Raw genomic sequence first — 23,007 nt, 5'->3', positions numbered from 1 at the left:
AATTTAGTCTTGTGTTAATTTTTCAGATGCCGCTTTCAGGAAGCGGACTTTGCTCCAAGCCGTACCGCCTTGTGCAAGAGGATCAACTGAATTGACGTATACATGATCTTCTTTGACTGCTGTGAGGTTTTTCCAGATTGGATTTTTCTCTAAATCTTTTAATGCATCAGGTTTATCCGCATTTTCATCATCAGAAAATTGGACGAAAATGTGGTCAGGGTTCATTTCACTGAGTTTTTCTAATGAAATCAGCTCTTGCGCTTTTGCGGCTTTGACTTCATTCGGCGCTTTAAGGCCTAAGTCGCCATAAAGAGTTGAATTGAAGTACACTTGTTCAGGATAAATGTAAATATTTCCTTGTCTGATTCTGATGACAAGCGTTTTTGAATCTTTTGCTTGTTTACTGATTTTCGTTTTTGTTTCTTTTAGATCCTGTTCATAGTCTGCAATGATTTTTTTCGCTTTTTTCTCTTTTCCAGTCAGCTGTGCAAGCAGCATCATATTTTCCTTCCAGTTTGATGAGATGTGAGAAACCGGAATGGTAGTGCCGGCCGTGCTTATTTTTTGCAGGGTTTTTTCAGGGAACTTTGTAGATGCCAGGATCACGTCTGGCTGCATCTCAAGAATTTTTTCAATGTTTGGTTCCATTTTTTCCCCTGTAGGTGTTGCTTTATCTGTGATGTCCTTGAACATTTCAGGGAATTTTCCGGAGAATGAGATTGCACCCTGCGGATGAACGTCCAGCAGTTTTGCGTCTTCCATGGATTCAACGCTTCCCGTAATGGCAATCTTATCTGTCGGTACGTTTACTTCGTACGTTTTATCCAAATACTCGATTTTCTTTTTCTCGGACTTTGTGCCGCTCGCTTTGCTCGCAGAGGATTCTTCCTTGCTGCCGCAAGCTGCCGCCGTGAGTGCGAGAAGCAAGATTAATAAGGTAAGAGATAGCTTTTTCATCTATAGTGCCTCCTGTTCAATTGATAACTATTATCAATTGGAATTATAGAGAATGAACAGACATAACACCATGGACAAATTCCATATTTATCATGGACTATCACCGGATAGCATAGAAATGGTTTGCTGAACAATCCGCTCGTGTCCGCAAGCCGAGTACTCATTCCATGGGTCTGAAGAGAGGTGATACACACGTCCGTTCCGCACTGCGCTTAGGTTTTGCCATATTTCCGACTGTTTTAATTGCTGATAATAAGCAATGGTTTCCGGCTCTTTAAAAAGAAAGAGCATGATACAATCAGCTTGGCAATTTGTGATGTCTTCTAATGAAATCGTTTGTTCTGAAGGTTTGTCAGCTGGTTTGAATCCTAAATCTTCAAAGAAGACTTCGCGGACGCTGCGATTATGCGCCATATAAAAGCGCTGCTTATGCAGACGAAGAAAGAGATAACGAAACTCTTGAGCGTGCAGCAATGTCATTTTAGCGGCAGAAATCTGCTTGTCATAGGCTGCGAGCCACTTTTCAGCCTCCGATTCTTCCTTTAAAAACGAGGCGGTGTGCAGAAAGTGAGCTCTCCAGTTTTCTTCTGAAGGAAGGTAACATACTTCTGCAATGCTGTTCAGGCGCTTTTGTTCTTCTGAAGAAACAGAATCCATGCTGAAAATGATATCGGGTTCAGCTTGGGACAACGTTTGCAGGTTTTCCTCCCATTTTTCATTAAACCGGTATGCGCTGAGCTGAACTGGAATATCTGCTGAATAATGCTGATAATAGTAAGCCGTCCATTTTGGATGGAGTGCGGCTGCAAACGGTATGTGATGGAGAGGAATGAGCTGCCCTATTGTTCCCTTTCCATAGGCGGCTAGTTTTTGCCTGCGTTTTTTCATATAGCTTGTAGGTGAAGAGCCTGTGTGCTTTTTAAAGATTCTGCTGAAATAAAATTCATCTTGATAGCCGGTTTGATGGGCGATTTCTTTCAGTTTACAGTTGGATCTTGCCATAAGCCGCTTTGCCCGGGTGATCCGAGTTTTTGTAATGAATTCTGTTACGCTCTGGCCTGTCCATTTTTTAAAGGTTTCGCTGTAATGCTTGGCGCTGATTCCTGCCATTTTTGAGAGCTGGGCAAGTGTAATTTTCGTATCGGCATGAGTTTCAATGTAATGTTTTGTTTTTTCAATCGCAGACTGTGTATCGTTTTGATCGGATACATGAGCTGTGAATAGATCATAAATCAGGCTCTGAACCTCTATCACACATTTTAATTGAGAAAGCTGGGCTGATTCTGTCCATATTTCTGCAAGTTCTTGAAGCCGGGCTGAAAGGTTTTCGATATGCGAAACATTCACAAGGTTTAGACTGGATAAATCAGTTTCAGTGCATGGTTTTAAGAGATCTTGCCGGGATTCCGCTGTATAGCAGTGAAGTCTGATCAGACACACATCTATATTTCTCTCTTCTGCAAATGTAATGCCGAATGTCTCATGAGGCGGACAAACATACAGTGTCTTTTTTTGGAGAGGAGCGGTTCTCGTTCCGATAGAAATATGTCCATCACCTTTTAAATGAAAGATCAGCACGAATGAGTCGGCCATTTGCTGTTCTGAGAAGAGATCACTCGTTTTCTTCATATATTCAATTTGTACCGGATGATAAATCATTGAGTTTTGCAAGGAGAAGACCACCTTTTCAGAAACGCTTGCTTAATTGATAATCATTTTCAATAAGATTGTACCAAATAAATGAAAGTTTTCCTATATAAAGCGTGTTGTTTTTTATATTTAAAAAACCCTTGCCGCGATGTGCGGGCAAGGGAAAATGACCATGCTTTTGTTGGGTAAGAAAATGTTACACGTGTAACATACCATTCTTAAGTCTTAATATAGGAGATATTGTTTTCTGGTTTTATTGAATTGCTTCAGCTGTTTTTGATAGGTGTCAATGATTTCATCAATTGAAGCACCGTTCTCGATTTTCGTTCTAATCCAGCCGTTGCCTGCCAATTTATCAAATGAGCCCGACGCTAGGAACTGGAAATCATCAGGATAGAGGTCATGTATCATTTTAATAAGCGACAGTCCTGTTTTAACCGCTTCAAATTTTTCTCTGTCCGTAATATAGAGCTGCACGCCGTGACAAAGTGTTCCTTGATGTTTAGAGAACGTTGGAGTGAAGGAGGAAGCTCTGAACGTAACGCCAGGCAGATCAAGACTGTTCATTTTTTCTGCAAGCTCTGTGCTTTTGATAAAGGGAGCACCGATCAACTCGAATGGCTTAGTCGTTCCCCGTCCTTCAGATACATTCGTTCCTTCAATTAACCCTGTTGCAGGGTACACAAATGTGCTCTCTGCGGTTGGCATGTTAGGTGAAGGAAGGACGAATGGCAGTCTGGTTTCGTCAAAATCCATAGAGCGTTTCCAGTGCTTCATTTTCACGACTGACACATCAGCATTAATATTAAATTCCTTGTTGAATAGTAAAGCCAATTCTCCAATGGTCATCCCGTGCTTTAACGGAATGGGATAGAGTCCGACGAAGGATGCGTACTCGGGCTCCAGCACTGGTCCTTCAACCTTTTTTCCGCCTTGGGGATTCGGACGGTCCAGCACGATAAAAGGAATTCCGTTTTCTTTAGCGGCTTCCATTGCATAAGCCATTGTATAAATGTACGTATAGTAACGAGTCCCGACGTCCTGGATGTCAAATAGAAGAACATCGAGATTTTTCAGCATATCAGGAGTGGGTTTTTTCGTTTTTCCGTAAAGGCTGTATACGGGAACCCCGGTTTTTTCGTCAATGTAAGAGCCTACTTCGTCTCCTGCCTGAGCGTCGCCACGAACGCCGTGCTCGGGCCCGAATAAAGCTGTCAGCTGAATATCGGGGTCTTCGTAAAGAATATCTACACTGCTTTTAAGGGATGCACTCACACCTGTTGGATTGGTAATCAGTCCAACTCTTTTTCCCTTTAGCTGCTTTTTGTGTTGTGACAAGAGGATATCAATACCGGTCTGGACTTTAGGTTTTTTTGCTGTTTGTTTTTCTGAATCAGGCGAAGCTGAGGCAGCCGTCATTGTTCCGAACATCATAAGCCCTGCGAGAAGAACCAATACCGTTTTCTTCATATGCTCCTCCTTATTAAAGCGGTTTTCCCGTTTTGATGTTTACTCCATAGCCATACGGATAAAGGATGTCTCCCGGTTTGGTGACGGATGGAATGTCGACTGGCAGCGTGCCCTTTGGCTTTGATTGTCCGAAGATCGCTTTAACGCCGGCCGGAATATTCGGCTGAAGATAACGCCCGTTTGTATATCCTTTAAAACCATAGACGGCAATCAAAGCTCTTGCTTCTTCGAAATTGGCGGCATCATATGGATTGCGCAGACTCATTAAGACAAATTGCTTTTTGTGCTGCAGTGCGGCATTCATGACAGCTCTCGGAAAAGCGGTGGCCCATTTGCTTGAATCTGTTACCGTGTCGTCGATGACGCCGTCGTTGACGACAGGGTCATTTTTTACAACGTAAGAGCCTGTAATAATATAATCAGCTTCTTTTACTTGTTTTTCATACTCAGCATTAAATACCTTTTCTGCAAAGTTAATTTTGGTAAGGGAAACAGATTTGATTTTTTTTCGCTGCATTAAATCGTGAATGGTTTTTTCAATGGATGCTGTTTGTTCCTCGTAAGGTGCGGCAATTAAGATTCGGCTGCCTTTTTTGGGTTTGAACGGCAAGGTATGCTGATCATTTTTTAATACTGTCACTGCCTTTTCAGCGATTTTTTGCTCTGTCTTCGTATGGTGTTTGCTTCCCACTGTGTTGAGCGCTTTCTTCACCTTTTTATCTATGCTGCTGTCATGCTGAGCGGGGTAAATACCGCGCTTTATTTTCAGGGAAATGATTCTTTCCACCGATTTGTTGATTTGCTGTAAGGGAATGTCTCCATTTTTAACAGCTTCTTTTAAGGAGTCAATTACGCTTGCCAATTTTTGTTCATCTTTCAAAGATGTAACTGAGGCAGGCATTAGCGCGATATCAACACCGGCCTTTATGGCCATGACGACCGCCTCTTCCTGACCGAAATGATCTGCAATGGCTTTCATATTGAGAGCATCAGTGACGATTACACCGCCAAATCCCATTTCCTCCCGAAGCAGCCCAGTCATTACTTTCTTTGAAAGTGTAGCGGGAACCATAATATCTGATCCATCAAGCTTGCTTTTATATGTGGTGTCGTCAAAGGCTGGGAATTGAACATGAGCTGTCATCACCATATCTGCTCCGGCATCAATCGCTTTTTGAAAAGGATAGAGTTCAACCTCACGAAGCCGTTCCTGGTTATGAGAAACGAGCGGCAGTCCATAATGGCTGTCAACGTCAGTGTCTCCATGTCCCGGGAAATGTTTAAGAGCAGAGGCGATATTTTGCCGTTGCAAACCTTTCATAGAATATAAACCGAGTCGTGCTGTCAGTTCACGATCAGAACTGAATGATCTCACACCGATCACGGGATTATCAGGGTTATTATTAATGTCCAAGACTGGGCTGAAATCTGTATTGATGCCTAAGACAGAAAGCTCTTTTCCAATCATGCTGCCGGTCTGATATGCATTGATTCTGCTTCTTGTTGCGCCAAGCGCCATATTGCCTGGGAAATTAGTGCCCTCCCCTAATCTCGTCACGATCCCGCCTTCTTGATCAATGCTGAGTAAGAGCGGAATCTTGGGGCTGGCCTTTTGATATGCGTCTGTCAGCCGTACCGTTTGCTCAGTTGTTTTTACATTTTCTGCAAATAGTATGACGCCGCCGAATTGATATTTCTTGATGAGGCCAGCGACTTCCTCATTCATTTTTGTGAAGGCTTGCGGAGAAGACTCACCTTCCTTTTTCCAGTTTCTGAAATCCGGCATCAGCATCTGGCCAAGTTTTTCATCTAACGCCATACGATCAACGATCTGTTTGGCATCATCTGAGCTGCGGGGTTTTGCTTCAGCTGTCTGACTGACACCGAGAAAACATGAAAGAAAAAGGACGGTGGAAAGGATAAGCGAAATGACAGGTTTCATAACAACTTCCTCCTATCGTCAATTATTTCATTGCTTCATAAATCGCGGTAATGACGCTTCCGTAACTGCCTGTTGAAAATTGGTCACCCTCAAACACGTTCGGATTTTCCGCTGGATCAGCGACAGGTGAATGCTTTTTATTTGTTAACAAAGCGATGCCTAAATTGTATGCCGGATCAATGATGGTAACCGTTCCTGTCCAGCCAGTATGTCCGTACGCATGTTCGCTTGCATAAGGGCCAAACATCCATTCCATGTTTTTACTGCCGTTTCGCCGCCATCCAAGGCCGAATGTCGGATCTGTTGCTGATGGCGCCGTAAATAGGTCAGCTGTTTTCTGATCGAATAATGAAACGTTTCGGTACGTTCCTTTGTTTAACATGACTTGAAGCAGAATCGCCATATCATCAGCGTTTGAAAACAGTCCGGCGTGGCCTGAAACGCCTTCCATCGAATAGAAGGCTTTTTCGTCATGTACTTCTCCTTGCAGCGTGTCTGTGCGAATATGGGGAAAATGGATAACACCGTCTCGTGTATTGCCCATACGTTCAGTGGCTGCGAACTGTTTTGCTTTAAAGCCCTTTTGCAGCGGATTGTACAACGTATGTTTCAGCTTCAGCGGTTTGTAGAGCTCTTGTTCCGTATAGACATCAAGCGGTTTGCCGGTGAGTTTTTCGACAATACAGCCGAGAAGCATGTATCCAATGTCACTGTATACGTGTTTTGTTCCTGTTTCATAATCTAGCGGGATTTTCATCAAGTATTCAATGGTTTTCTCCCGCTCTTGCGAATAATACATTCCGGCTTTTTCCGGGCTGTAAAAGTAGAAGCTGGATGGAAGCCCTGATTGGTGCTGCAGGACATCAATGACACGAATGTTATCTTTCCCTTTGATGCGATCTGTAGGCTGATCCTTGAAATCAGGCAAATAAGCAGATACCTTTTCATAAACGTCGAGTTTGCCTTGGCTCACTAAGCGCTGTAAAGCAAAATTGGCCGCATACATTTTTGTATTTGATGCCAAGTCAAACATCGTGCGGGTTTTCATTTTTGCCGGACGGCGCAAGAGTTCTGCCCCGTCATATTTTTTACTGTAGCCGTATGCTTCTTTTTTGATCATACGGCCGTCCTTCACGACGACCAGAACGGCGCCGGGGAATCCTGCTGCAATGTCCCGTTCAATCATCTGATCAACCTTCCTTAGTTTCTTCGACGAAAACTGTGCAGTTTCTGGATTTATTGTTTTCGGCTCAACCTGATTGTCTGCTTGATGAAGGACGGTTTGTGCGAAGGCTTCGTTCGGCGTCAGAATGGACACGGTTAAAATAGCGCTGAGTAATGCTAATGTCTTCGTTCTCACAAGCTTGCTCCTTTCCGTGTTTCTATGCCGTTACTATTCCTAAAACGTCATCATTTAATCGAACTGGGCAGCCATTTCATCTTTATATCCGAAAGCGTAGGTCAATAAAAAGCCGGCCACATAGGAAATAAAGAGACCAATGATATATAAGATGATTTGTGAAGGCAGAACCAGAAAGGAGAGCGGCAATCCGGAGACGCCGAGCGCAACCGTGGCTACCTGAAAATAAGCTTGAAAAGCTCCGCCGATCCCCGCCCCTAAGCATGCTGTCAAAAACGGACGGCCAAGCGGCAGCGTTACACCGAATATGAGCGGTTCACCGATGCCGAGCAGTCCTGAAGGAAGACCCCCTGTGATCGCTTTTCTCAGCGTTTTTTTCTTTGTTTTAACGAATATGGCGAAGGCTGCGCCCACTTGTCCCGCGCCTCCCATAGCAAGGATAGGGAGAAGCGGGTCATCACCGATCGAATTGATGAGTTCCATGTGCACCGGCGTCAGGCCTTGATGTAGCCCGGTGACAACGAGAGGGAGGAAGGTCGCGCCCAGAATAAAGCCTGCAGCGATTCCGCCGATGTCTAAGATGGACAGAAGACCGGATGTGATGACATCTGAAATGAACCCGCCTAAAGGCATGAAAACGACATACGTCAATATTCCAGTGATCAAAAGTGAAACTGTTGGAGTTACGATAATATCGAGTGATTGAGGAATAAAGCGGCGGACGAATTGTTCTGTGTAAGCAATGAATATAGCTGCGAATAGAACGCCGATGAGCCCTCCCCTGCCGGGAAGAAGCTGTTCTCCGAATAAGCTGATCTTTGCGATTTCCGGGTTAATGATCAGAATCCCTGCCAGAGCGCCGAGAGCGGGCGTCCCGCCAAATTCTTTTGACGCGTTAATGCCGACGAGAATGCCGAGATAAGTGAACAGGCCTGATCCGATGACTGTAAGGACAATAGCTGTTTGTGATTCTGCAGAGAGCCAGCCGGCTTGGATTATCGCTTTGGTAATCCCGGTAATTAAGCCTGAAGCGACGAGTGCGGGAATGAGAGGTATGAAGATGCTGGCTATTTTACGTAAAAAAAGCTTAAACGGGGTGGCGTTCTTACGATTGATATCGGATTTCTTTTTGGCGGCGGCCTCTTTTAGATTAAAATCTTCTTCTGATGATACCAGCTTCGAAAAAGCGGCGGTGACATGATTAACGACACCAGTGCCGAGGATAATCTGCAGGGTTTCAGCTTCGACGACTCCAAGGACGCCATCAAGTTCTCTTAACGCCTTACTATCCGTTTTGCTGACATCGTAAGGCGTAATGCGCAAGCGGGTCATGCAATGCGTATAGGAAGAAATATTGGATTTCCCCCCGCATAGCTCAAGGATTTTTTCCGCCAGAGTATTGTAGTGTTTTTCTTTGCTCATACAAACCCCTCCCTTTCATGATGCCTTATGTCTTTCTCATAGTTTTGATTGCTTCTCTCGTTTTATCAATGTAGCCGACCGTTTCTTCATACTGCTCGGCCGCCATGCTTAAAAACAAAACATCAATCATAAAAAGCTGGGCGAGACGGGAGGAAGTGGCTGCGCTTCGAATCAGGGCCTCGTTGGAATGGGCTGTATATAATGAAACGTCGGATAATGCAGAGACGGAGGTTTGGCTGAATTGCGTGAGGCTGATGATTGTGACGCCTTTTTCCTTTGCCATCGAAAGCAGCTCGATGATTTCCTGTGTCTCACCTGAAAATGAAATGGCAAATACAATGTCTTTCTTATCTGCATTTGCGATTAAAGATGCCACAAGATGAGTGTCCGTGAAAGCAGTCGCCTGTTTATGAATTCGAAGCCATTTTTGCTGGGCATCCTTGGCGACAATTCCCGAGGCGCCCAGACCTAAAAAATGTACAGTGTTCGCTTGAAGCAGCAGAGAAACAGCCCGCTCAAGCTCTTGGTAATCCATGAGATCTGAGGTGTCTTGAATTGCTTGAATGGCATTGCCGGCTGCTTTTTCAGAGATGGAAGGCAGCGATTCATGAGGAGCGATGTCCCGGTAGCCTTGAACAGCAGGTTTTGCCAGGTCGCCTGCTACCCTCATTTTTAAATCCTGAAATCCTTTTAGTCCCAGTGACTTGCAGAGCCTGATGACGGCAGCGTCACTTGAATTAGCTAAGGCGCTGATTTCGCTGACTGTGCTTTCTATCGCTTTGTGGGGATGGGCTAATATGTAGTCCGCAAGCTTACGCTCTGATTGTGGCAGCTTGTGTTTCATTGATTGAATGATAGCTAAACCGCCTGTCGCCATTACTGTCTCTCCTTATCATGAATGGTAGTTTTCTATTGCTTTGTCTATAAAACCGTTCGCTTCATCAAGCAATGTCTTCGCTTTGTTTTGATCTGTGCTGGTTTTGAGCATAACAATTGCTGTTTTGACATGAAGATTCGCCTGTTCAAGTGTGTATTGCGCTTTCTCATAAGAAACGTCTGTAAGGCTTTGAATGATGCTAATGGCGCGTTCTTTTAGTTTTTTGTTGCTGACATTGACATCCACCATCAAGTTTTCGTAGACCTTGCCGATTTTGACCATTACAGCGGTGGATATCATGTTTAGAATCATTTTATGAGCGGTTGCGGCTTTCATACGTGTCGAGCCTGTAATGACTTCTGGCCCGACGACGACTTCAATGCTGTGATCAGCGTGTTTGCTGATGGCAGATTGACTGTTACAGGTAAGGGAGACGGTGTTTGCTCCGATTTTGCGGGCGTATTTCAGCGCACCCGCTGCATAAGGCGTACGGCCGCTTGCTGCAATCGCGATCACTGTATCGGCTGAGGTGAGATGGATGGCTCGTAAATCCTCGGCCCCTGCTTCTTCATGATCTTCAATCCCCTCTGCCGCCTGCAAAAATGCGTTGGGACCGCCGGCCATTAATCCGATTACCTGATCAGGACTGACGCTGTAGGTCGGAGGACATTCAACTGCGTCCATCACACCGAGTCGGCCGCTAGTGCCTGCACCTGCGTAAATGAGCCGTCCGCCATTTTGAAAGGATTCATACGCGCATTCGACGGCTGCTTCGATATCGGGAAGGACACGCTGAACGGCGGCAGCGACTTTGATATCTTCATTGTTAATCATTTTTAAGATATCGAGGGTATTAGCTTTGTGTATTTCCGATGTTTGGCTATTGCGTGATTCCGTTGTAAGGCTGTGAAGATTCAATTGTTCTGACATGAGGATGCCCCCTGTGTAAAAATAAATATATCTCAATATTCAGTATATTCATTTCTGTTATGATATTTCAACTATCATTTTTAATTTTTGAAATTTTATTTTAAAAGAGGCTATAAGAAATAATGAAGTATCAGCTGTTCGCCAAGCGGCCCGATTTTTCGACGTCCTTTATCAAGAAATCCGGTTTTTATATAAAGCTGCTTTGCACGGGTGTTCAGGTGATTGACGGCTAAAATGATTTCATCACACCATGGGAAATACCCGTTAACAAAAGAGGGGAGCTGAAGCATGGCTTTTTTCGCATAGCCTTGTCCGTGGTGGGCAGAGTTTAATGATAAGGAACTGAGCAATAAAGCAAATGGATTGTTGGAATAGGGAGCAATGGTTTCTTTTGACGTATGTAGAATGAAAAAGCCTATTGGCAGATCACCTTTTAAGATAACAACCGGATAGCGCTCCTGTATGCTTAGAGCCTGAGTCAGCACCTCTTTAGGGAGAGCGGTAAAGCGTTTGTCATCATTGTGTAAAGTAAATGCGTAAAGCTCCGGCAAATGCTCAGGCTTATAGAAGGATAAAGAGATATCTTGCGTCATGATGAGCCTCCTTATAATATGTCGTCTAACTGGTTTTCAGAAATTACACGGTACCCCGCTTGTTTTAATAGCGCGGCGGTTACTCCGTTTCCAGCGATTTTTTTGCCTGAAAATGAGCCATTATAGATGAAATTGCTTCCGCATGATGGGCTGTTTTCTTTCAATATGACGGCAGAGGCATTGATTTCTTTTGCATAGGCCAATGTTTGGGCCGCGCCCTTCATATATAAATCTGTTACATCTTCTCCTGAAGACGTTATGATTTTCGCGGCTCCATTAAGAACATCCTCACCAGTGCCCCCGATGATTTCTGCTGGTTCCCGGGGAGTGGAGAAGCCGCCGAGAAGCTCAGGGCAAGCCATCACTGCTTGTTTTTCTTCAATCAGTTTTCGAATTTTCTCTGATGCGGCATGCGAACCGTTGTATCTGCATTCAATGCCGCCGAGGCAAGAGCTGACTAGTATCATATTGGTTTCTCCTCTCTTGATTCGATCTATATCTATCTTAAGATAAATGATAAATGGTAGGAGGCTTTTTCAGTTAAAAAAGGGGTTAAAAAGTTTGAAAATAAAAAATTTAAATTTCCTCTTTACAAAAGGGGGGGAACCTGTATATAATAACTTTTGTCAGCTCGACGAGAACAGAAACGGCCCGTTGGTCAAGCGGTTAAGACACCGCCCTTTCACGGCGGTAACACGGGTTCGAATCCCGTACGGGTCACCATTTGGAGGATTAGCTCAGCTGGGAGAGCATCTGCCTTACAAGCAGAGGGTCGGCGGTTCGAGCCCGTCATCCTCCACCATCTTGCCGGTGTAGCTCAATTGGTAGAGCAACTGACTTGTAATCAGTAGGTTGGGGGTTCAAGTCCTCTTGCCGGCACTGTTTTTCTTGAAAATGTGGAGGGGTAGCGAAGTGGCTAAACGCGGCGGACTGTAAATCCGCTCCCTCAGGGTTCGGCAGTTCGAATCTGCCCCCCTCCACCATCATTGGGCTATAGCCAAGCGGTAAGGCAACGGACTTTGACTCCGTCATGCGTTGGTTCGAATCCAGCTAGCCCAGTCACAGACACCTTTGATCAAAAGGTGTCTTTTTTCTTTTTGAAAAATCATTCCAACTTCTAACTGTTCAGTCTGTATAATAATTTTAAAAATATGTTAAGGTAGTTTATTCACAAATTGCCATCTACACCCTGCTAAAAATTTGTTAAACTTATTTTATAAAAAAATTGAAACCTTTAGAAACGAAGCTCGTATACATACAGACCGGTGAAGGCAGAGGTTAGATAAATATGGAAATGATGATTAAAAAGAGAATTAAGCAAGTCAAAAAAGGCGATCAAAATGCATTTGCGGACATCGTAGATATTTACAAGGATAAAATTTATCAGCTTTGCTACCGTATGCTTGGCAATGTGCATGAGGCGGAAGATATCGCACAAGAGGCTTTCATCAGAGCGTACGTCAATATCGACAGTTTTGATATCAACCGGAAATTTTCAACTTGGCTTTATCGAATTGCGACCAACTTGACCATTGACCGCATTCGCAAAAAGAAGCCGGATTATTACCTCGATGCAGAAGTGGCGGGTACAGAAGGCTTGACGATGTATTCCCAAATCGCCGCAGATGGAGTTTTGCCTGAAGATGCAGTCGTATCGCTGGAGCTTTCACACACAATTCAGCAGAAAATATTAAAGCTTCCTGACAAATACAGAACTGTCATTGTATTAAAGTATATTGATGAACTCTCATTAATTGAAATCGGCGAGATTCTGAACATTCCTGTGGGGACTGTAAAAACGCGGATTCACAGAGGCAGAGAGGCTCTTAGAAAACAATTAAGGGATCTTTAAGTGGGGTGATGAAATGAGCTGTCCTGAACAAATTGTGCAGCTTATGCATATGCATCTTGATGGAGATATCCTTCCGAAAGATGAACAAGTATTAAAAGAACATCTGGAGGCATGCGAGGAATGCAGAAAGCATTTTTATGAGATGGAAAAATCCATTGCGCTCGTCCGGAGCACATCGCATGTCGAAGCCCCCGCCGATTTTACCGCTAACGTCATGGCAAAATTGCCTAAGGAGAAGAAAAGAGCTTCTGTGAAAAGATGGTTCAGATCCCATCCGGTTATCGCGGCTGCTGCGGTATTCATCATTTTGATGGGCGGAGGATTGTTAAACAGCTGGCACAATGACCACAACTTCAGCGTGTCGAAGCAGCCGAATCTGGTCGTGCAAAACAACACTGTGATCGTGCCTGAAGGTGAGACGGTCAAAGGTGATGTCACCGTCAAAAACGGCAAGCTGATTATTAAAGGGAAAATAGACGGGGATGTAACCGTTGTAAACGGAGAAAAGTATATGGCCTCTGCTGGACAAGTCACCGGTCAAATTGAGGAGATTAATGAATTATTCGACTGGACATGGTATAAAATGAAGTCTGCGGGGAAAAGTGTATTCAATGCATTAGATCCGAACGGAGAAGAGTAAAGCGTGTGGTGCGCTTTACTCTTTTTTAGGTTCTCAAACGGCTGGCATATTTCACTTGCCAAAACGAAATGTGGTATAATGGGCTCGCTATGTAAAGTACATATGCGTAACACATTAAACTTCAAAATACGAAATGACTGAATTCTTGGAGGACGAGGAAATGGCTTTTGAGGATATCCCTTTTTTGCAGTACCTCGGCAATGCCGTTGATATTCTCCTTGTTTGGTATGTGATATATAAACTGATTATGGTGATACGCGGCACGAAGGCGGTTCAGCTCTTAAAAGGAATCGTTGTGATCGTGCTTGTCCGTATGGCCAGTCAATATTTGGGCCTCAGCACGCTTCAGTGGCTGATGGACCAAGCGATAACATGGGGATTTTTAGCAATTATTATTATCTTTCAGCCTGAGCTGAGAAGAGCGCTTGAACAGCTTGGACGGGGCCGTTTCTTCTCGAGGAGCGGCACGCCGGTTGAGGAGGCGCAGCAGAAAACAATTGAGGCTATAACGAAAGCGATCAATTATATGGCGAAACGCCGGATCGGCGCCCTTTTAACCATTGAGCGGGATACGGGTATGGGGGATTATATTGAAACGGGCATTCCTTTGAATGCAAAGGTCAGCTCTGAGCTTTTGATCAATATTTTTATCCCGAATACACCGCTTCATGACGGAGCGGTCATTATGAAAAATAATGAAATTGCCGCTGCCGCCTGTTATTTGCCGCTTTCTGAAAGCCCGTTCATTTCAAAAGAACTGGGAACGCGGCACAGGGCGGCTGTCGGAATCAGTGAAGTTACAGACAGTTTGACGATTATCGTGTCTGAAGAGACCGGCGGCGTCAGTGTGGCGAGGAATGGCGACCTTCACAGAGAGCTGACGGAAGAAGCGCTGAAAGAAATGCTTGAAGCAGAGTTTAAGAAGAACACCAGAGAGACTTCTTCTAACCGTTGGTATTGGAGGGGCAAGAAAAATGGATAAATTCTTAAACAACCGCTGGGCTGTGAAAGTCATTGCGCTGCTTTTCGCGCTCTTGCTTTATGTAGCGGTTAACAGCAACCAAGCACCAACTCCGAAAAAACCAGGTGAATCATTTTTTCCAACATCTACAACTGATGAGGCAACACTGACTGATATACCGGTTAAAGCATATTACGATGATGAAAATTATGTCGTGACGGGCGTTCCGCAAACGGTGAATGTCACGATAAAAGGTCCGACAAGCGCCGTGAAGAAGGCGAGACAGACAAAGAATTTTGAGATATACGCGGATATGGAGAAGCTGAAAACCGGCACACATAAGGTCGAGCTTAAGGCCAAAAACGTGTCGGATGGACTGACGATATCCATTAATCCGTCCGTGACGACCGTCACCATTCAAGAACGCACGACAGAAAGCTTTCCTGTTGAAGTGGAGTACTACAACAAAAGCAAGATGAAAAAAGGCTATTCTCCGGAGCAGCCGATTGTCAGTCCTAAAAATGTACAGATTACCGGTTCTAAAGCCGTGATTGATAATATTTCTCTTGTGAAAGCTTCGGTAAACCTGGAAAATGCAGATGAAACGATTGAAAAGGAAGCGAAAGTGACTGTCTATGATAAAGACGGAAACGCGCTTCCTGTCGATGTGGAGCCCTCGGTCATCAAAATTACCGTTCCGGTGACAAGTCCGAGTAAAAAAGTGCCCTTTAAAATTGAACGGACAGGAAGCCTTCCTGACGGGGTCAGCATAGCAAATATCGAATCAAGTCCCAGTGAGGTGACGGTTTACGGCTCGCAGGATGTCTTGGATTCTCTTGAATTTATAGACGGTGTCAGCTTAGATTTAAGCAAAATCAAAAAGGATTCTGATATCGAGGCAGATATTCCGCTTCCTGACGGCGTCAAAAAAATCTCGCCGTCAAAGGTGACGTTGCATATAGAAGTAGATAGTGAAGCAGATCAGACGTTTGAGAATGTCCCTATTAAGACTGTAGGGCTGAGCAGCTCACAGAACATTGAATTTCTGGATCCGGAATCACAAACGATAGATGTTACGGCCAAAGGCTCTCCCGGCAACATAAAAAAACTGCAGAAATCAGATATAGAATTGTATGTGAATGTATCTGATTTAGATGACGGAGAGCACAGTGTGAAGCTTGAAGTAAACGGGCCTCAAAATGTAACCTGGTCCTTGGGGCAGAAAAACGCAAAAATCAAGCTTACGTCTAAAAAAACGAATACGACAACAAAAGATAACAGCAATACGACGTCAGGGAACCAGGATGACACTGATGACAAGACGAATGACAAAGAGAATAATCAGCGAGAAGATACAACGAACAGCGATAAAAACAATGATGATCAAAATCAAGACGAAAACCAAGATCAAAATCAGGATCAGGATGAAGATGAATCAAATACAGGTTCACAATCTTCATCAGAATAAAAAAGGAGCGATTATAAAATGGGCAAGTATTTTGGAACAGATGGTGTAAGAGGTGTTGCCAACAGCGAGCTTACGCCTGAGCTGGCCTTTAAAGTCGGACGTTTCGGCGGGTATGTGCTGACAAAAGACAAACAACGTCCAAAAGTGCTGATAGGCCGCGATACACGCATCTCCGGCCATATGCTGGAGGGAGCCCTTGTCGCCGGACTTTTATCAATTGGCGCAGAAGTCATGCGTCTGGGAGTCATTTCTACACCTGGTGTTTCCTATTTAACAAAAGCGATGGATGCAGAGGCGGGCGTCATGATTTCTGCTTCTCATAACCCAGTGCAGGATAACGGAATCAAGTTCTTTGGAGGAGACGGATTTAAGCTTTCTGATGAACAGGAGGCTGAAATTGAGCGTCTGATGGATGAACCGGAGGATAAGCTGCCAAGACCGGTTGGAGCTGACTTGGGACTTGTAAACGACTATTTTGAAGGCGGCCAAAAGTACCTGCAATTCTTAAAACAGACTGCCGACGAAGATTTTACAGGCATTCATGTTGCTCTTGATTGCGCACACGGAGCGACGTCATCGCTTGCGACACACTTGTTTGCCGATTTAGACGCAGACGTGTCGACAGTGGGAACTTCTCCGAACGGATTAAACATCAATGACGGAGTCGGATCGACTCATCCTGAAGCGCTCAGTGCGTTTGTAAAAGAGAAAAATGCTGATATCGGCCTTGCGTTCGATGGTGACGGCGACCGCCTGATCGCAGTCGACGAAAAAGGAAATATCGTTGACGGCGACCAAATTATGTACATATGCTCAAAATACCTGAAATCAGAGGGCCGCTTAAAGGATGATACGGTTGTTTCCACAGTCATGAGCAACCTCGGTTTCTATAAAGCGCTTGAAAAAGAAGGGATAAAGAGCGTGCAGACGGCTGTCGGCGACCGCTACGTGGTAGAGGCGATGAAAAAAGACGGCTACAATGTCGGCGGAGAACAGTCCGGCCACTTAATTTTCCTTGATTACAACACAACAGGTGACGGATTATTGTCCGCCATTATGCTGATGAATACATTAAAAGCGACAGGCAAGCCGCTGTCAGAGCTTGCGGCTGAAATGCAGAAGTTTCCGCAGCTTTTAGTCAATGTGAGAGTAACTGATAAATATAAAGTCGAAGAAAACGAAAAAGTAAAAGCCGTTATTTCTGAGGTTGAAAAAGAAATGAACGGCGACGGACGGATTTTAGTGCGCCCATCTGGCACTGAACCGCTCGTTCGTGTGATGGCTGAAGCGAAGACGAAAGAACTGTGCGATGAATATGTTAATCGCATTGTTGAAGTCGTCCGGTCAGAAATGGGATTAGAGTAACGAAATCTATAAACAGAGAGCGAACAAGACAAGTGCGGCTCACATATAATAATTGTGAGACAGGCGGCAAAGTTGTTTAAAAAACAATTGACCATTCTTGGCACATGCTGTAAAATCAAGCTTGTCTTGTTCTTGTTTTCTAGAGGCAGGAAAGACGGGATTTTGTTTCACTTATAATTATAGCGCCCGAACTAAGCGCCCGAAAAAAGGCTTAGTTGACGAGGATGGAGGTTATCGATTTTTCGGCGGATGCCTCCCGGCTGAGTATGCAGATCACAGCCGTAAGGATTTCTTCAAACCAAGGAGGCGACTCCTTGAACAAAGGGAAATCACATGATCTTCCATAAAACATGTAGGAGGGGACGATTGAAAGTCCCCTTGAAAAATGACTTTCTTCGTCTCCTTTTACAATCTTAGGAGGAAGAAATTATGTGTGGAATCGTAGGTTATATCGGTCAGCTTGATGCGAAGGAAATTTTGTTAAAAGGATTGGAGAAGCTTGAGTACCGCGGCTATGACTCTGCGGGTATCGCAGTTGCCAACGAACAGGGGATCCATGTGTTTAAAGAAAAAGGACGCATTGCCGATCTTCGTGAAGTTGTGGATGCCAATGTAGGAGCAAAAGCAGGAATTGGCCATACTCGCTGGGCAACACACGGCGAACCAAGCTATCTGAACGCTCACCCGCATCAAAGCGCACTGGGCCGCTTTACACTTGTTCATAACGGCGTGATCGAGAACTATGTTCAGCTGAAACAGGACTATTTACAAGATGTAGAGCTCAAAAGTGACACCGACACAGAGGTAGTCGTTCAAGTAATCGAGCAATTTGTCAACGGAGGACTTGATACAGAAGAAGCGTTCCGCAAAACACTTACACTGTTAAAAGGCTCTTACGCAATTGCTTTATTCGATAACGATAACAAAGAAACGATTTTTGTAGCGAAAAACAAAAGCCCTCTATTAGTTGGACTTGGAGATACATTCAACGTCGTGGCGTCTGACGCGATGGCAATGCTTCAAGTTACAAACGAATATGTAGAGCTGATGGATAAAGAAATGGTCATCGTGACTGATGATCAAGTTGTTATCAAAAACCTTGATGGCGACGTTATTTCACGTGCGTCTTATATCGCTGAGCTGGATGCCAGTGATATCGAAAAAGGCACGTACCCTCACTACATGTTGAAAGAAACGGATGAGCAGCCAGTTGTGATGCGCAAAATCATCCAAACGTACCAAGACGAAAACGGCAAACTGTCTGTGCCTGGCGATATTGCTGAGGCTGTAGCGGAAGCGGACCGCATCTATATCATTGGCTGCGGAACAAGCTATCACGCAGGACTTGTCGGTAAACAATACATTGAAATGTGGGCAAACGTGCCGGTTGAAGTGCATGTAGCGAGTGAATTCTCTTACAACATGCCGCTTCTGTCTAAGAAACCGCTCTTCATTTTCCTTTCTCAAAGCGGAGAAACAGCAGACAGCCGCGCGGTTCTTGTTCAAGTCAAAGCACTCGGACACAAAGCGCTGACGATCACAAACGTACCGGGATCAACGCTTTCCCGTGAAGCTGACTATACATTGCTGCTTCATGCAGGCCCTGAAATTGCTGTTGCGTCAACAAAAGCATACACAGCACAAATCGCAGTTCTTGCGGTTCTTGCATCAGTAGCTGCTGACAAAAACGGCATCGATATCGGATTTGATCTTGTCAAAGAACTCGGTATCGCAGCAAACGCAATGGAAGCCCTTTGCGACCAGAAAGACGAAATGGAAATGATCGCCCGTGAATACCTGACTGTATCCAGAAACGCTTTCTTCATCGGACGCGGCCTCGACTACTTCGTATGTGTCGAAGGCGCATTGAAGCTGAAAGAGATTTCTTACATCCAGGCAGAAGGCTTTGCCGGCGGCGAACTGAAGCACGGCACCATCGCCTTGATCGAACAAGGAACACCAGTATTCGCACTGGCAACACAAGAGCACGTAAACCTAAGCATCCGCGGAAACGTCAAAGAAGTTGCCGCTCGCGGAGCAAACACATGCATCATCTCACTGAAAGGCCTAGACGATGCGGATGACAGATTCGTACTGCCGGAAGTAAACCCAGCGCTTGCTCCATTGGTATCTGTTGTTCCATTGCAGCTGATCGCTTACTATGCTGCACTGCATCGCGGCTGTGATGTTGATAAGCCGCGTAACCTTGCGAAGAGTGTTACTGTGGAGTAAAATGTTTAACCCCTTTGGTTGTTTTTGCGGCTTTAAAATAAAGTTACGACGTTTATAAAAATGTTGCGATGCTTTTTCCCTTAGATAATTTTTGTCTAAGGGTATTTTTCTATTTTAACTAAAGAGGCAGGTAACTAAAAATTATAAGGGGATTCCAATTGATTTTGGACCCCCTTTTTACATAAATGATGTGACACCAATCTTACAAAAATGTAACTTTAATCTCAAATAATGTAATTTGATTCGATGGCAGGTCATCTAATTTTCTTTTATTATGTTCTAAAAAGAGATTGGATGGTGTTAGGTTTGGATATTTCAGAAGTTAATATATCACTGTTTAGACTAGTTAATGACTTAGGAAAAGAACATCCCTTTTTGAATCCTGTATTTAGTTTTATTGCTGAATATATGGTTTTTTTACTTGCACTAAGTGTTCTTTTTATTTGGTTTACAAGAGATACGGATAATAGAATTATGATTCTTTGTGCATCTATCGCTTTCATTTGTGCCTTTACGATAGGGAAGGTTTCAGGGGTATTTCACTCGAATTATCAACCTTTTGTTGAATTGGGAGAGGTTAATAAACTGATACATAAAGAAAAAGACAATTCTTTTCCAAGTGACCATACAATTTTATTCTTCTCATATTGTATTTCATTCTGGCTCTTTAAGAGAGGCTGGTCAATTTTATGGGTATTGTTAGCTGTTCTTGTGGGAGTCTCCCGTATATGGGTTGGTGTTCATTATCCTTTTGATGTTTTAGCAGGAGTATTAATAAGCCTAGCAGTTTCAACTTTTATATATTTAACATTCCCTAAACTAAATATTACTCAAACTACCATGAAAATTTATGAAAAATGTGAAAACATACTTCTTTATCGCTTCAAAAGAAAGGAAAACAAGTCAAAAAACCTTTAGATTTATTCAACAATCGAGTGCTAATGTTCAAAAAATCGTAACCTAAAATGATAAACTCTTTTATAAAGATTCCATCTGTATTCAAAGCTGTAGAATCCATTTTGATCTATCTTTTTTTCTATGGATTCTTTAAATTTGCCGTAAACTGAAGGTTCATGTGTTATTTTTGATCAACCTTTATTTTAAAGCTACAGTTTTAGCCAAAGGTTATTTATTAAACAAGAAAATAGAAAAATGATTATAAAATTCTTCTTGTATTTCTACAAAAAATTAAAGTGATAGATATCATAAGCCTTGGATAAAGATTCAGGATGTATATTTAAAGGGAAAGAAGGATTTGATACTTCTTTCTCTGTATTCCAACACCTTGACAATGCTTAAAATTTAGCATATCTTATACTTAACTTAATAATCGGCCCAGATGTTTATTTTCGTTTGTTAAATTATTAGGTCTTTAGCATTCTTTCAACTAATCTTGACAGGATGAAAAAGTATCCTAATTTAAACGGAAGAGAAACATAAGTTGATTTTATTTGATAATTAAGCACTATATTAAAATGTAGCGATGATTTCATTCCTTTAGAAGGAAGTTAAAACATAGCATATAGTAAAATGACCAATAATAAGGTAGCTCTTCAAAAAACTTTGCAGAAGTTAGTTGAAGTGAAGCCGACAATTTTCAAGATTCAATGATTAAAAACATCATTGAAATTTTGAAATTGTCGGCTTTTTTATTGGAAAAAATAGAGATATATAAAATTTGTATTAAATGATAGAAAATATGATCTGATCTAAAGGTCTTTTGAGCAATAACGACTTTTAAAAAGGGAGAATTTGAAATGTTAGTTTCGCTGAGTTTGTCATCATTATTAACATTATTTTTTATTATGCTTATTGCTTCTGGGATAAGTGGACTTTTGTTTTTACATCCGCGAGTGCCCTTGAGTTTTGTTCGCATTCATATGGGGATCTTGGCTTTACCACTTTTGGTTTCCTTACTGATCCTTGCCAATAGCAGCGTGAGTGGAAACGTTGGTCCTTGGCACTTAGATACCTTAGCTTGGTTAATGACTTTTTTTGTTCTTACAATTGGTTTAATCATTCAGCGTTTTTCTGTACGTTACTTAATGGGAGACCGATCTTATCGAAAATATTTTACGCTTTTTACTTTCACTACAGGTGCTGCTTCAATTGCATGGTTAAGTGGTGACCTCCGCTTGATGGTTATTTCTTGGGGAGCAACTCTTGTCGGTTTAACCCTGCTTATCAGGTTAAACAGTGCTTGGCAAGTCGCTAGTGAAGCAGCCAAGGTTACTGGCCGATTATTTTTGTTAAGTTGGTTTTCTTTGTTTTTTGCGATGATGTGGCTTTTTCATACCACAGGTAAATGGCAGTTATCATTGGTTGTAACAAATGAAAGTTTAGCTGGGCTGGGAGAATGGGAGAGAACAGGGATTCAGCTATTGATTGTACTGGCAGTGATCATTCCTGCGGCTCAATGGCCATTCCAAAGATGGCTGATTGAGTCTATTGTTGCTCCAACTCCTGTTTCTGCGATTATGCACGCAGGTTTAGTAAATGCAGGCGGGATTATACTGGCTCGATTTTCACCTCTATTTAATGGTGGTATAGCTTCGATTATTTTACTTATGCTTGCTGGCATCTCTGTATTGATTGGAACTGGTATTAGTTTAGTCCAGGTTGACTATAAACGTCAGTTAGTAGGATCCACGATTGGACAAATGGGGTTTATGCTCATTCAGTGTGCATTAGGAGCCTATATCGCAGCCATTATTCATCTTATTTTACATGGTTTATTCAAAGCTACGTTGTTTTTACAGGCTGGTTCAGTGGTACGGCGTCTTGAAGTATCGAAACGCGCTAATGAGGGATCATCCTTTTTATGGATCGTAGCTGGCCGTGCGTTAGCCTTAGTGATAAGCGTTGCTTTTTGGCTCGCTGCTCCTGGAGAGGGATATCAATTAATGAGTGCCCTAATCTTAGGGTGGTCATTGTCCGTTTCTTGGACTCAGCTCGTAGCTTTTGGAGAGGGGAAAATGGGTCGAATTGCCGGCTTAACATGTTTAGGAGGAGCAGCCTTTGTATATGTTATCATTCATAATTTCTTCTATGAGTGGCTGCATACAAGCGTTTTTCAAAGTGTTCAGCCTCCAATGTCAGCTGTCATCATTGTTGTATGTCTATTGCTATTTGGCGGTGTTTTGAGTACGTGGGTTGCTCGTCATCGTTCTTCCGTTTTCTTCGCAGTGCTCTATCTTTGGTTAGTGCGATTAGGTGAAGCAAAACCCAAGACAGTAGAGAGTCATCCAGACTACCTTAAACAATATTTATCATAAGGAGGTAATAAGT

Annotated in this window: 18 protein-coding genes and 5 tRNA genes; 13 read left to right on the top strand and 10 right to left on the bottom strand. The window is 43.3% G+C overall.

Annotated elements, in window-relative coordinates; all coding sequences use genetic code 11:
• Window positions 1-3 precede the first annotated feature (3 nt).
• The 10 genes from feuA to MTN95_RS08125 form a co-directional block, all read right to left on the bottom strand.
• Entirely contained in the window at window positions 4-957 is a 954-nt protein-coding gene (feuA, locus tag MTN95_RS08170; protein ID WP_248337684.1) for an ABC transporter substrate-binding protein, read from the bottom strand.
• Between the two features lie 90 nt (window positions 958-1,047).
• Complete coding sequence (btr, locus tag MTN95_RS08165) at window positions 1,048-2,628, bottom strand: bacillibactin transport transcriptional regulator Btr (RefSeq protein ID WP_248337682.1); 1,581 nt, start codon at window positions 2,626-2,628, stop codon at window positions 1,048-1,050.
• Window positions 2,629-2,832: 204 nt separating this feature from the next.
• A complete protein-coding gene (locus tag MTN95_RS08160) occupies window positions 2,833-4,077 on the bottom strand; it encodes an exo-beta-N-acetylmuramidase NamZ family protein (RefSeq protein ID WP_248337680.1) in 1,245 nt (414 codons plus the stop codon).
• Between the two features lie 13 nt (window positions 4,078-4,090).
• Entirely contained in the window at window positions 4,091-6,019 is a 1,929-nt protein-coding gene (locus MTN95_RS08155) for a glycoside hydrolase family 3 protein (RefSeq protein WP_248337678.1), read from the bottom strand.
• Window positions 6,020-6,041: 22 nt separating this feature from the next.
• On the bottom strand, window positions 6,042-7,379 hold the full coding sequence (gene pbp4b, locus MTN95_RS08150) for a penicillin binding protein PBP4B (RefSeq protein WP_248337676.1): 1,338 nt from the start codon (window positions 7,377-7,379) through the stop codon (window positions 6,042-6,044).
• Window positions 7,380-7,433: 54 nt separating this feature from the next.
• Window positions 7,434-8,801, bottom strand: coding sequence for a PTS transporter subunit EIIC (locus tag MTN95_RS08145; protein WP_248337674.1), 1,368 nt, complete (start codon window positions 8,799-8,801; stop codon window positions 7,434-7,436).
• Between the two features lie 25 nt (window positions 8,802-8,826).
• On the bottom strand, window positions 8,827-9,678 hold the full coding sequence (locus MTN95_RS08140) for a MurR/RpiR family transcriptional regulator (protein ID WP_248337672.1): 852 nt from the start codon (window positions 9,676-9,678) through the stop codon (window positions 8,827-8,829).
• A gap of 15 nt (window positions 9,679-9,693) precedes the next feature.
• Window positions 9,694-10,608, bottom strand: a complete 915-nt coding sequence (gene murQ, locus MTN95_RS08135) for an N-acetylmuramic acid 6-phosphate etherase (RefSeq protein WP_248337670.1) — start codon at window positions 10,606-10,608, stop codon at window positions 9,694-9,696.
• 110 nt (window positions 10,609-10,718) lie between these two features.
• The gene (locus MTN95_RS08130) at window positions 10,719-11,201 is read right to left on the bottom strand and encodes a GNAT family N-acetyltransferase (protein ID WP_248337668.1); all 483 of its coding nucleotides are present in this window, start codon (window positions 11,199-11,201) and stop codon (window positions 10,719-10,721) included.
• Between the two features lie 11 nt (window positions 11,202-11,212).
• Window positions 11,213-11,668 (bottom strand): 2-thiouracil desulfurase family protein, encoded by a 456-nt coding sequence (locus MTN95_RS08125; protein WP_105991847.1) that lies wholly within the window; start codon window positions 11,666-11,668, stop codon window positions 11,213-11,215.
• A 181-nt stretch (window positions 11,669-11,849) separates the two neighbouring features.
• Between MTN95_RS08125 and MTN95_RS08120 the strand changes: the two genes are divergently transcribed.
• The 13 genes from MTN95_RS08120 (at window position 11,850) to MTN95_RS08060 (ending at window position 22,994) form a co-directional block, all read left to right on the top strand.
• Window positions 11,850-11,924, top strand: a tRNA-Glu gene (locus MTN95_RS08120).
• A gap of 3 nt (window positions 11,925-11,927) precedes the next feature.
• Window positions 11,928-12,003 (top strand) — tRNA-Val (locus tag MTN95_RS08115).
• Between the two features lie 4 nt (window positions 12,004-12,007).
• A tRNA-Thr gene (locus MTN95_RS08110) sits at window positions 12,008-12,080 on the top strand.
• A gap of 19 nt (window positions 12,081-12,099) precedes the next feature.
• Window positions 12,100-12,184 (top strand) — tRNA-Tyr (locus MTN95_RS08105).
• A gap of 4 nt (window positions 12,185-12,188) precedes the next feature.
• Window positions 12,189-12,260, top strand: a tRNA-Gln gene (locus MTN95_RS08100).
• Between the two features lie 229 nt (window positions 12,261-12,489).
• Complete coding sequence (gene sigW / locus MTN95_RS08095) at window positions 12,490-13,053, top strand: RNA polymerase sigma factor SigW (RefSeq protein WP_010332813.1); 564 nt, start codon at window positions 12,490-12,492, stop codon at window positions 13,051-13,053.
• 13 nt (window positions 13,054-13,066) lie between these two features.
• Window positions 13,067-13,693 (top strand): anti-sigma-W factor RsiW, encoded by a 627-nt coding sequence (gene rsiW, locus MTN95_RS08090; protein WP_105955657.1) that lies wholly within the window; start codon window positions 13,067-13,069, stop codon window positions 13,691-13,693.
• 160 nt (window positions 13,694-13,853) lie between these two features.
• Window positions 13,854-14,675, top strand: coding sequence for a diadenylate cyclase CdaA (gene cdaA, locus MTN95_RS08085; RefSeq protein WP_024120028.1), 822 nt, complete (start codon window positions 13,854-13,856; stop codon window positions 14,673-14,675).
• Complete coding sequence (gene cdaR / locus MTN95_RS08080) at window positions 14,668-16,122, top strand: CdaA regulatory protein CdaR (protein WP_024120029.1); 1,455 nt, start codon at window positions 14,668-14,670, stop codon at window positions 16,120-16,122. The genes cdaA and cdaR overlap by 8 nt, the downstream gene beginning before the upstream one ends.
• An 18-nt stretch (window positions 16,123-16,140) precedes the next feature.
• Window positions 16,141-17,487 carry a phosphoglucosamine mutase gene (gene glmM, locus MTN95_RS08075; protein WP_248337666.1) on the top strand — a complete coding sequence of 449 codons (1,347 nt, stop codon included), beginning with the start codon at window positions 16,141-16,143 and terminating at the stop codon, window positions 17,485-17,487.
• A 429-nt stretch (window positions 17,488-17,916) separates the two neighbouring features.
• Window positions 17,917-19,719 carry a glutamine--fructose-6-phosphate transaminase (isomerizing) gene (gene glmS, locus MTN95_RS08070; protein WP_024120031.1) on the top strand — a complete coding sequence of 601 codons (1,803 nt, stop codon included), beginning with the start codon at window positions 17,917-17,919 and terminating at the stop codon, window positions 19,717-19,719.
• Between the two features lie 294 nt (window positions 19,720-20,013).
• A complete protein-coding gene (locus MTN95_RS08065) occupies window positions 20,014-20,637 on the top strand; it encodes an undecaprenyl-diphosphatase (RefSeq protein WP_083504421.1) in 624 nt (207 codons plus the stop codon).
• An 839-nt stretch (window positions 20,638-21,476) separates the two neighbouring features.
• On the top strand, window positions 21,477-22,994 hold the full coding sequence (locus MTN95_RS08060) for an NADH dehydrogenase subunit 5 (RefSeq protein WP_248337664.1): 1,518 nt from the start codon (window positions 21,477-21,479) through the stop codon (window positions 22,992-22,994).
• The last annotated feature ends 13 nt before the right edge of the window (window positions 22,995-23,007 follow it).

The sequence above is a fragment of the Bacillus sp. 2CMS4F genome (assembly GCF_023161785.1).
GTDB lineage: Bacteria > Bacillota > Bacilli > Bacillales > Bacillaceae > Bacillus > Bacillus halotolerans.
Note: the sequence above shows the minus strand (reverse complement) of the source record. Positions and strands in the feature narration are given on the sequence as shown.

Coding starts and splice junctions, on each gene's coding strand:
- murQ (WP_248337670.1), bottom strand. CDS start 10,608: ATGTCAGAACAATTGAATCTTCACAGCCTTACAACGGAATCACGCAAT.
- MTN95_RS08145 (WP_248337674.1), bottom strand. CDS start 8,801: ATGAGCAAAGAAAAACACTACAATACTCTGGCGGAAAAAATCCTTGAG.
- MTN95_RS08065 (WP_083504421.1), top strand. CDS start 20,014: ATGGTGTTAGGTTTGGATATTTCAGAAGTTAATATATCACTGTTTAGA.
- sigW (WP_010332813.1), top strand. CDS start 12,490: ATGGAAATGATGATTAAAAAGAGAATTAAGCAAGTCAAAAAAGGCGAT.
- rsiW (WP_105955657.1), top strand. CDS start 13,067: ATGAGCTGTCCTGAACAAATTGTGCAGCTTATGCATATGCATCTTGAT.
- glmS (WP_024120031.1), top strand. CDS start 17,917: ATGTGTGGAATCGTAGGTTATATCGGTCAGCTTGATGCGAAGGAAATT.
- MTN95_RS08060 (WP_248337664.1), top strand. CDS start 21,477: ATGTTAGTTTCGCTGAGTTTGTCATCATTATTAACATTATTTTTTATT.
- glmM (WP_248337666.1), top strand. CDS start 16,141: ATGGGCAAGTATTTTGGAACAGATGGTGTAAGAGGTGTTGCCAACAGC.
- MTN95_RS08130 (WP_248337668.1), bottom strand. CDS start 11,201: ATGACGCAAGATATCTCTTTATCCTTCTATAAGCCTGAGCATTTGCCG.
- feuA (WP_248337684.1), bottom strand. CDS start 957: ATGAAAAAGCTATCTCTTACCTTATTAATCTTGCTTCTCGCACTCACG.
- MTN95_RS08155 (WP_248337678.1), bottom strand. CDS start 6,019: ATGAAACCTGTCATTTCGCTTATCCTTTCCACCGTCCTTTTTCTTTCA.
- cdaR (WP_024120029.1), top strand. CDS start 14,668: ATGGATAAATTCTTAAACAACCGCTGGGCTGTGAAAGTCATTGCGCTG.
- MTN95_RS08125 (WP_105991847.1), bottom strand. CDS start 11,668: ATGATACTAGTCAGCTCTTGCCTCGGCGGCATTGAATGCAGATACAAC.
- MTN95_RS08160 (WP_248337680.1), bottom strand. CDS start 4,077: ATGAAGAAAACGGTATTGGTTCTTCTCGCAGGGCTTATGATGTTCGGA.
- cdaA (WP_024120028.1), top strand. CDS start 13,854: ATGGCTTTTGAGGATATCCCTTTTTTGCAGTACCTCGGCAATGCCGTT.
- MTN95_RS08140 (WP_248337672.1), bottom strand. CDS start 9,678: ATGGCGACAGGCGGTTTAGCTATCATTCAATCAATGAAACACAAGCTG.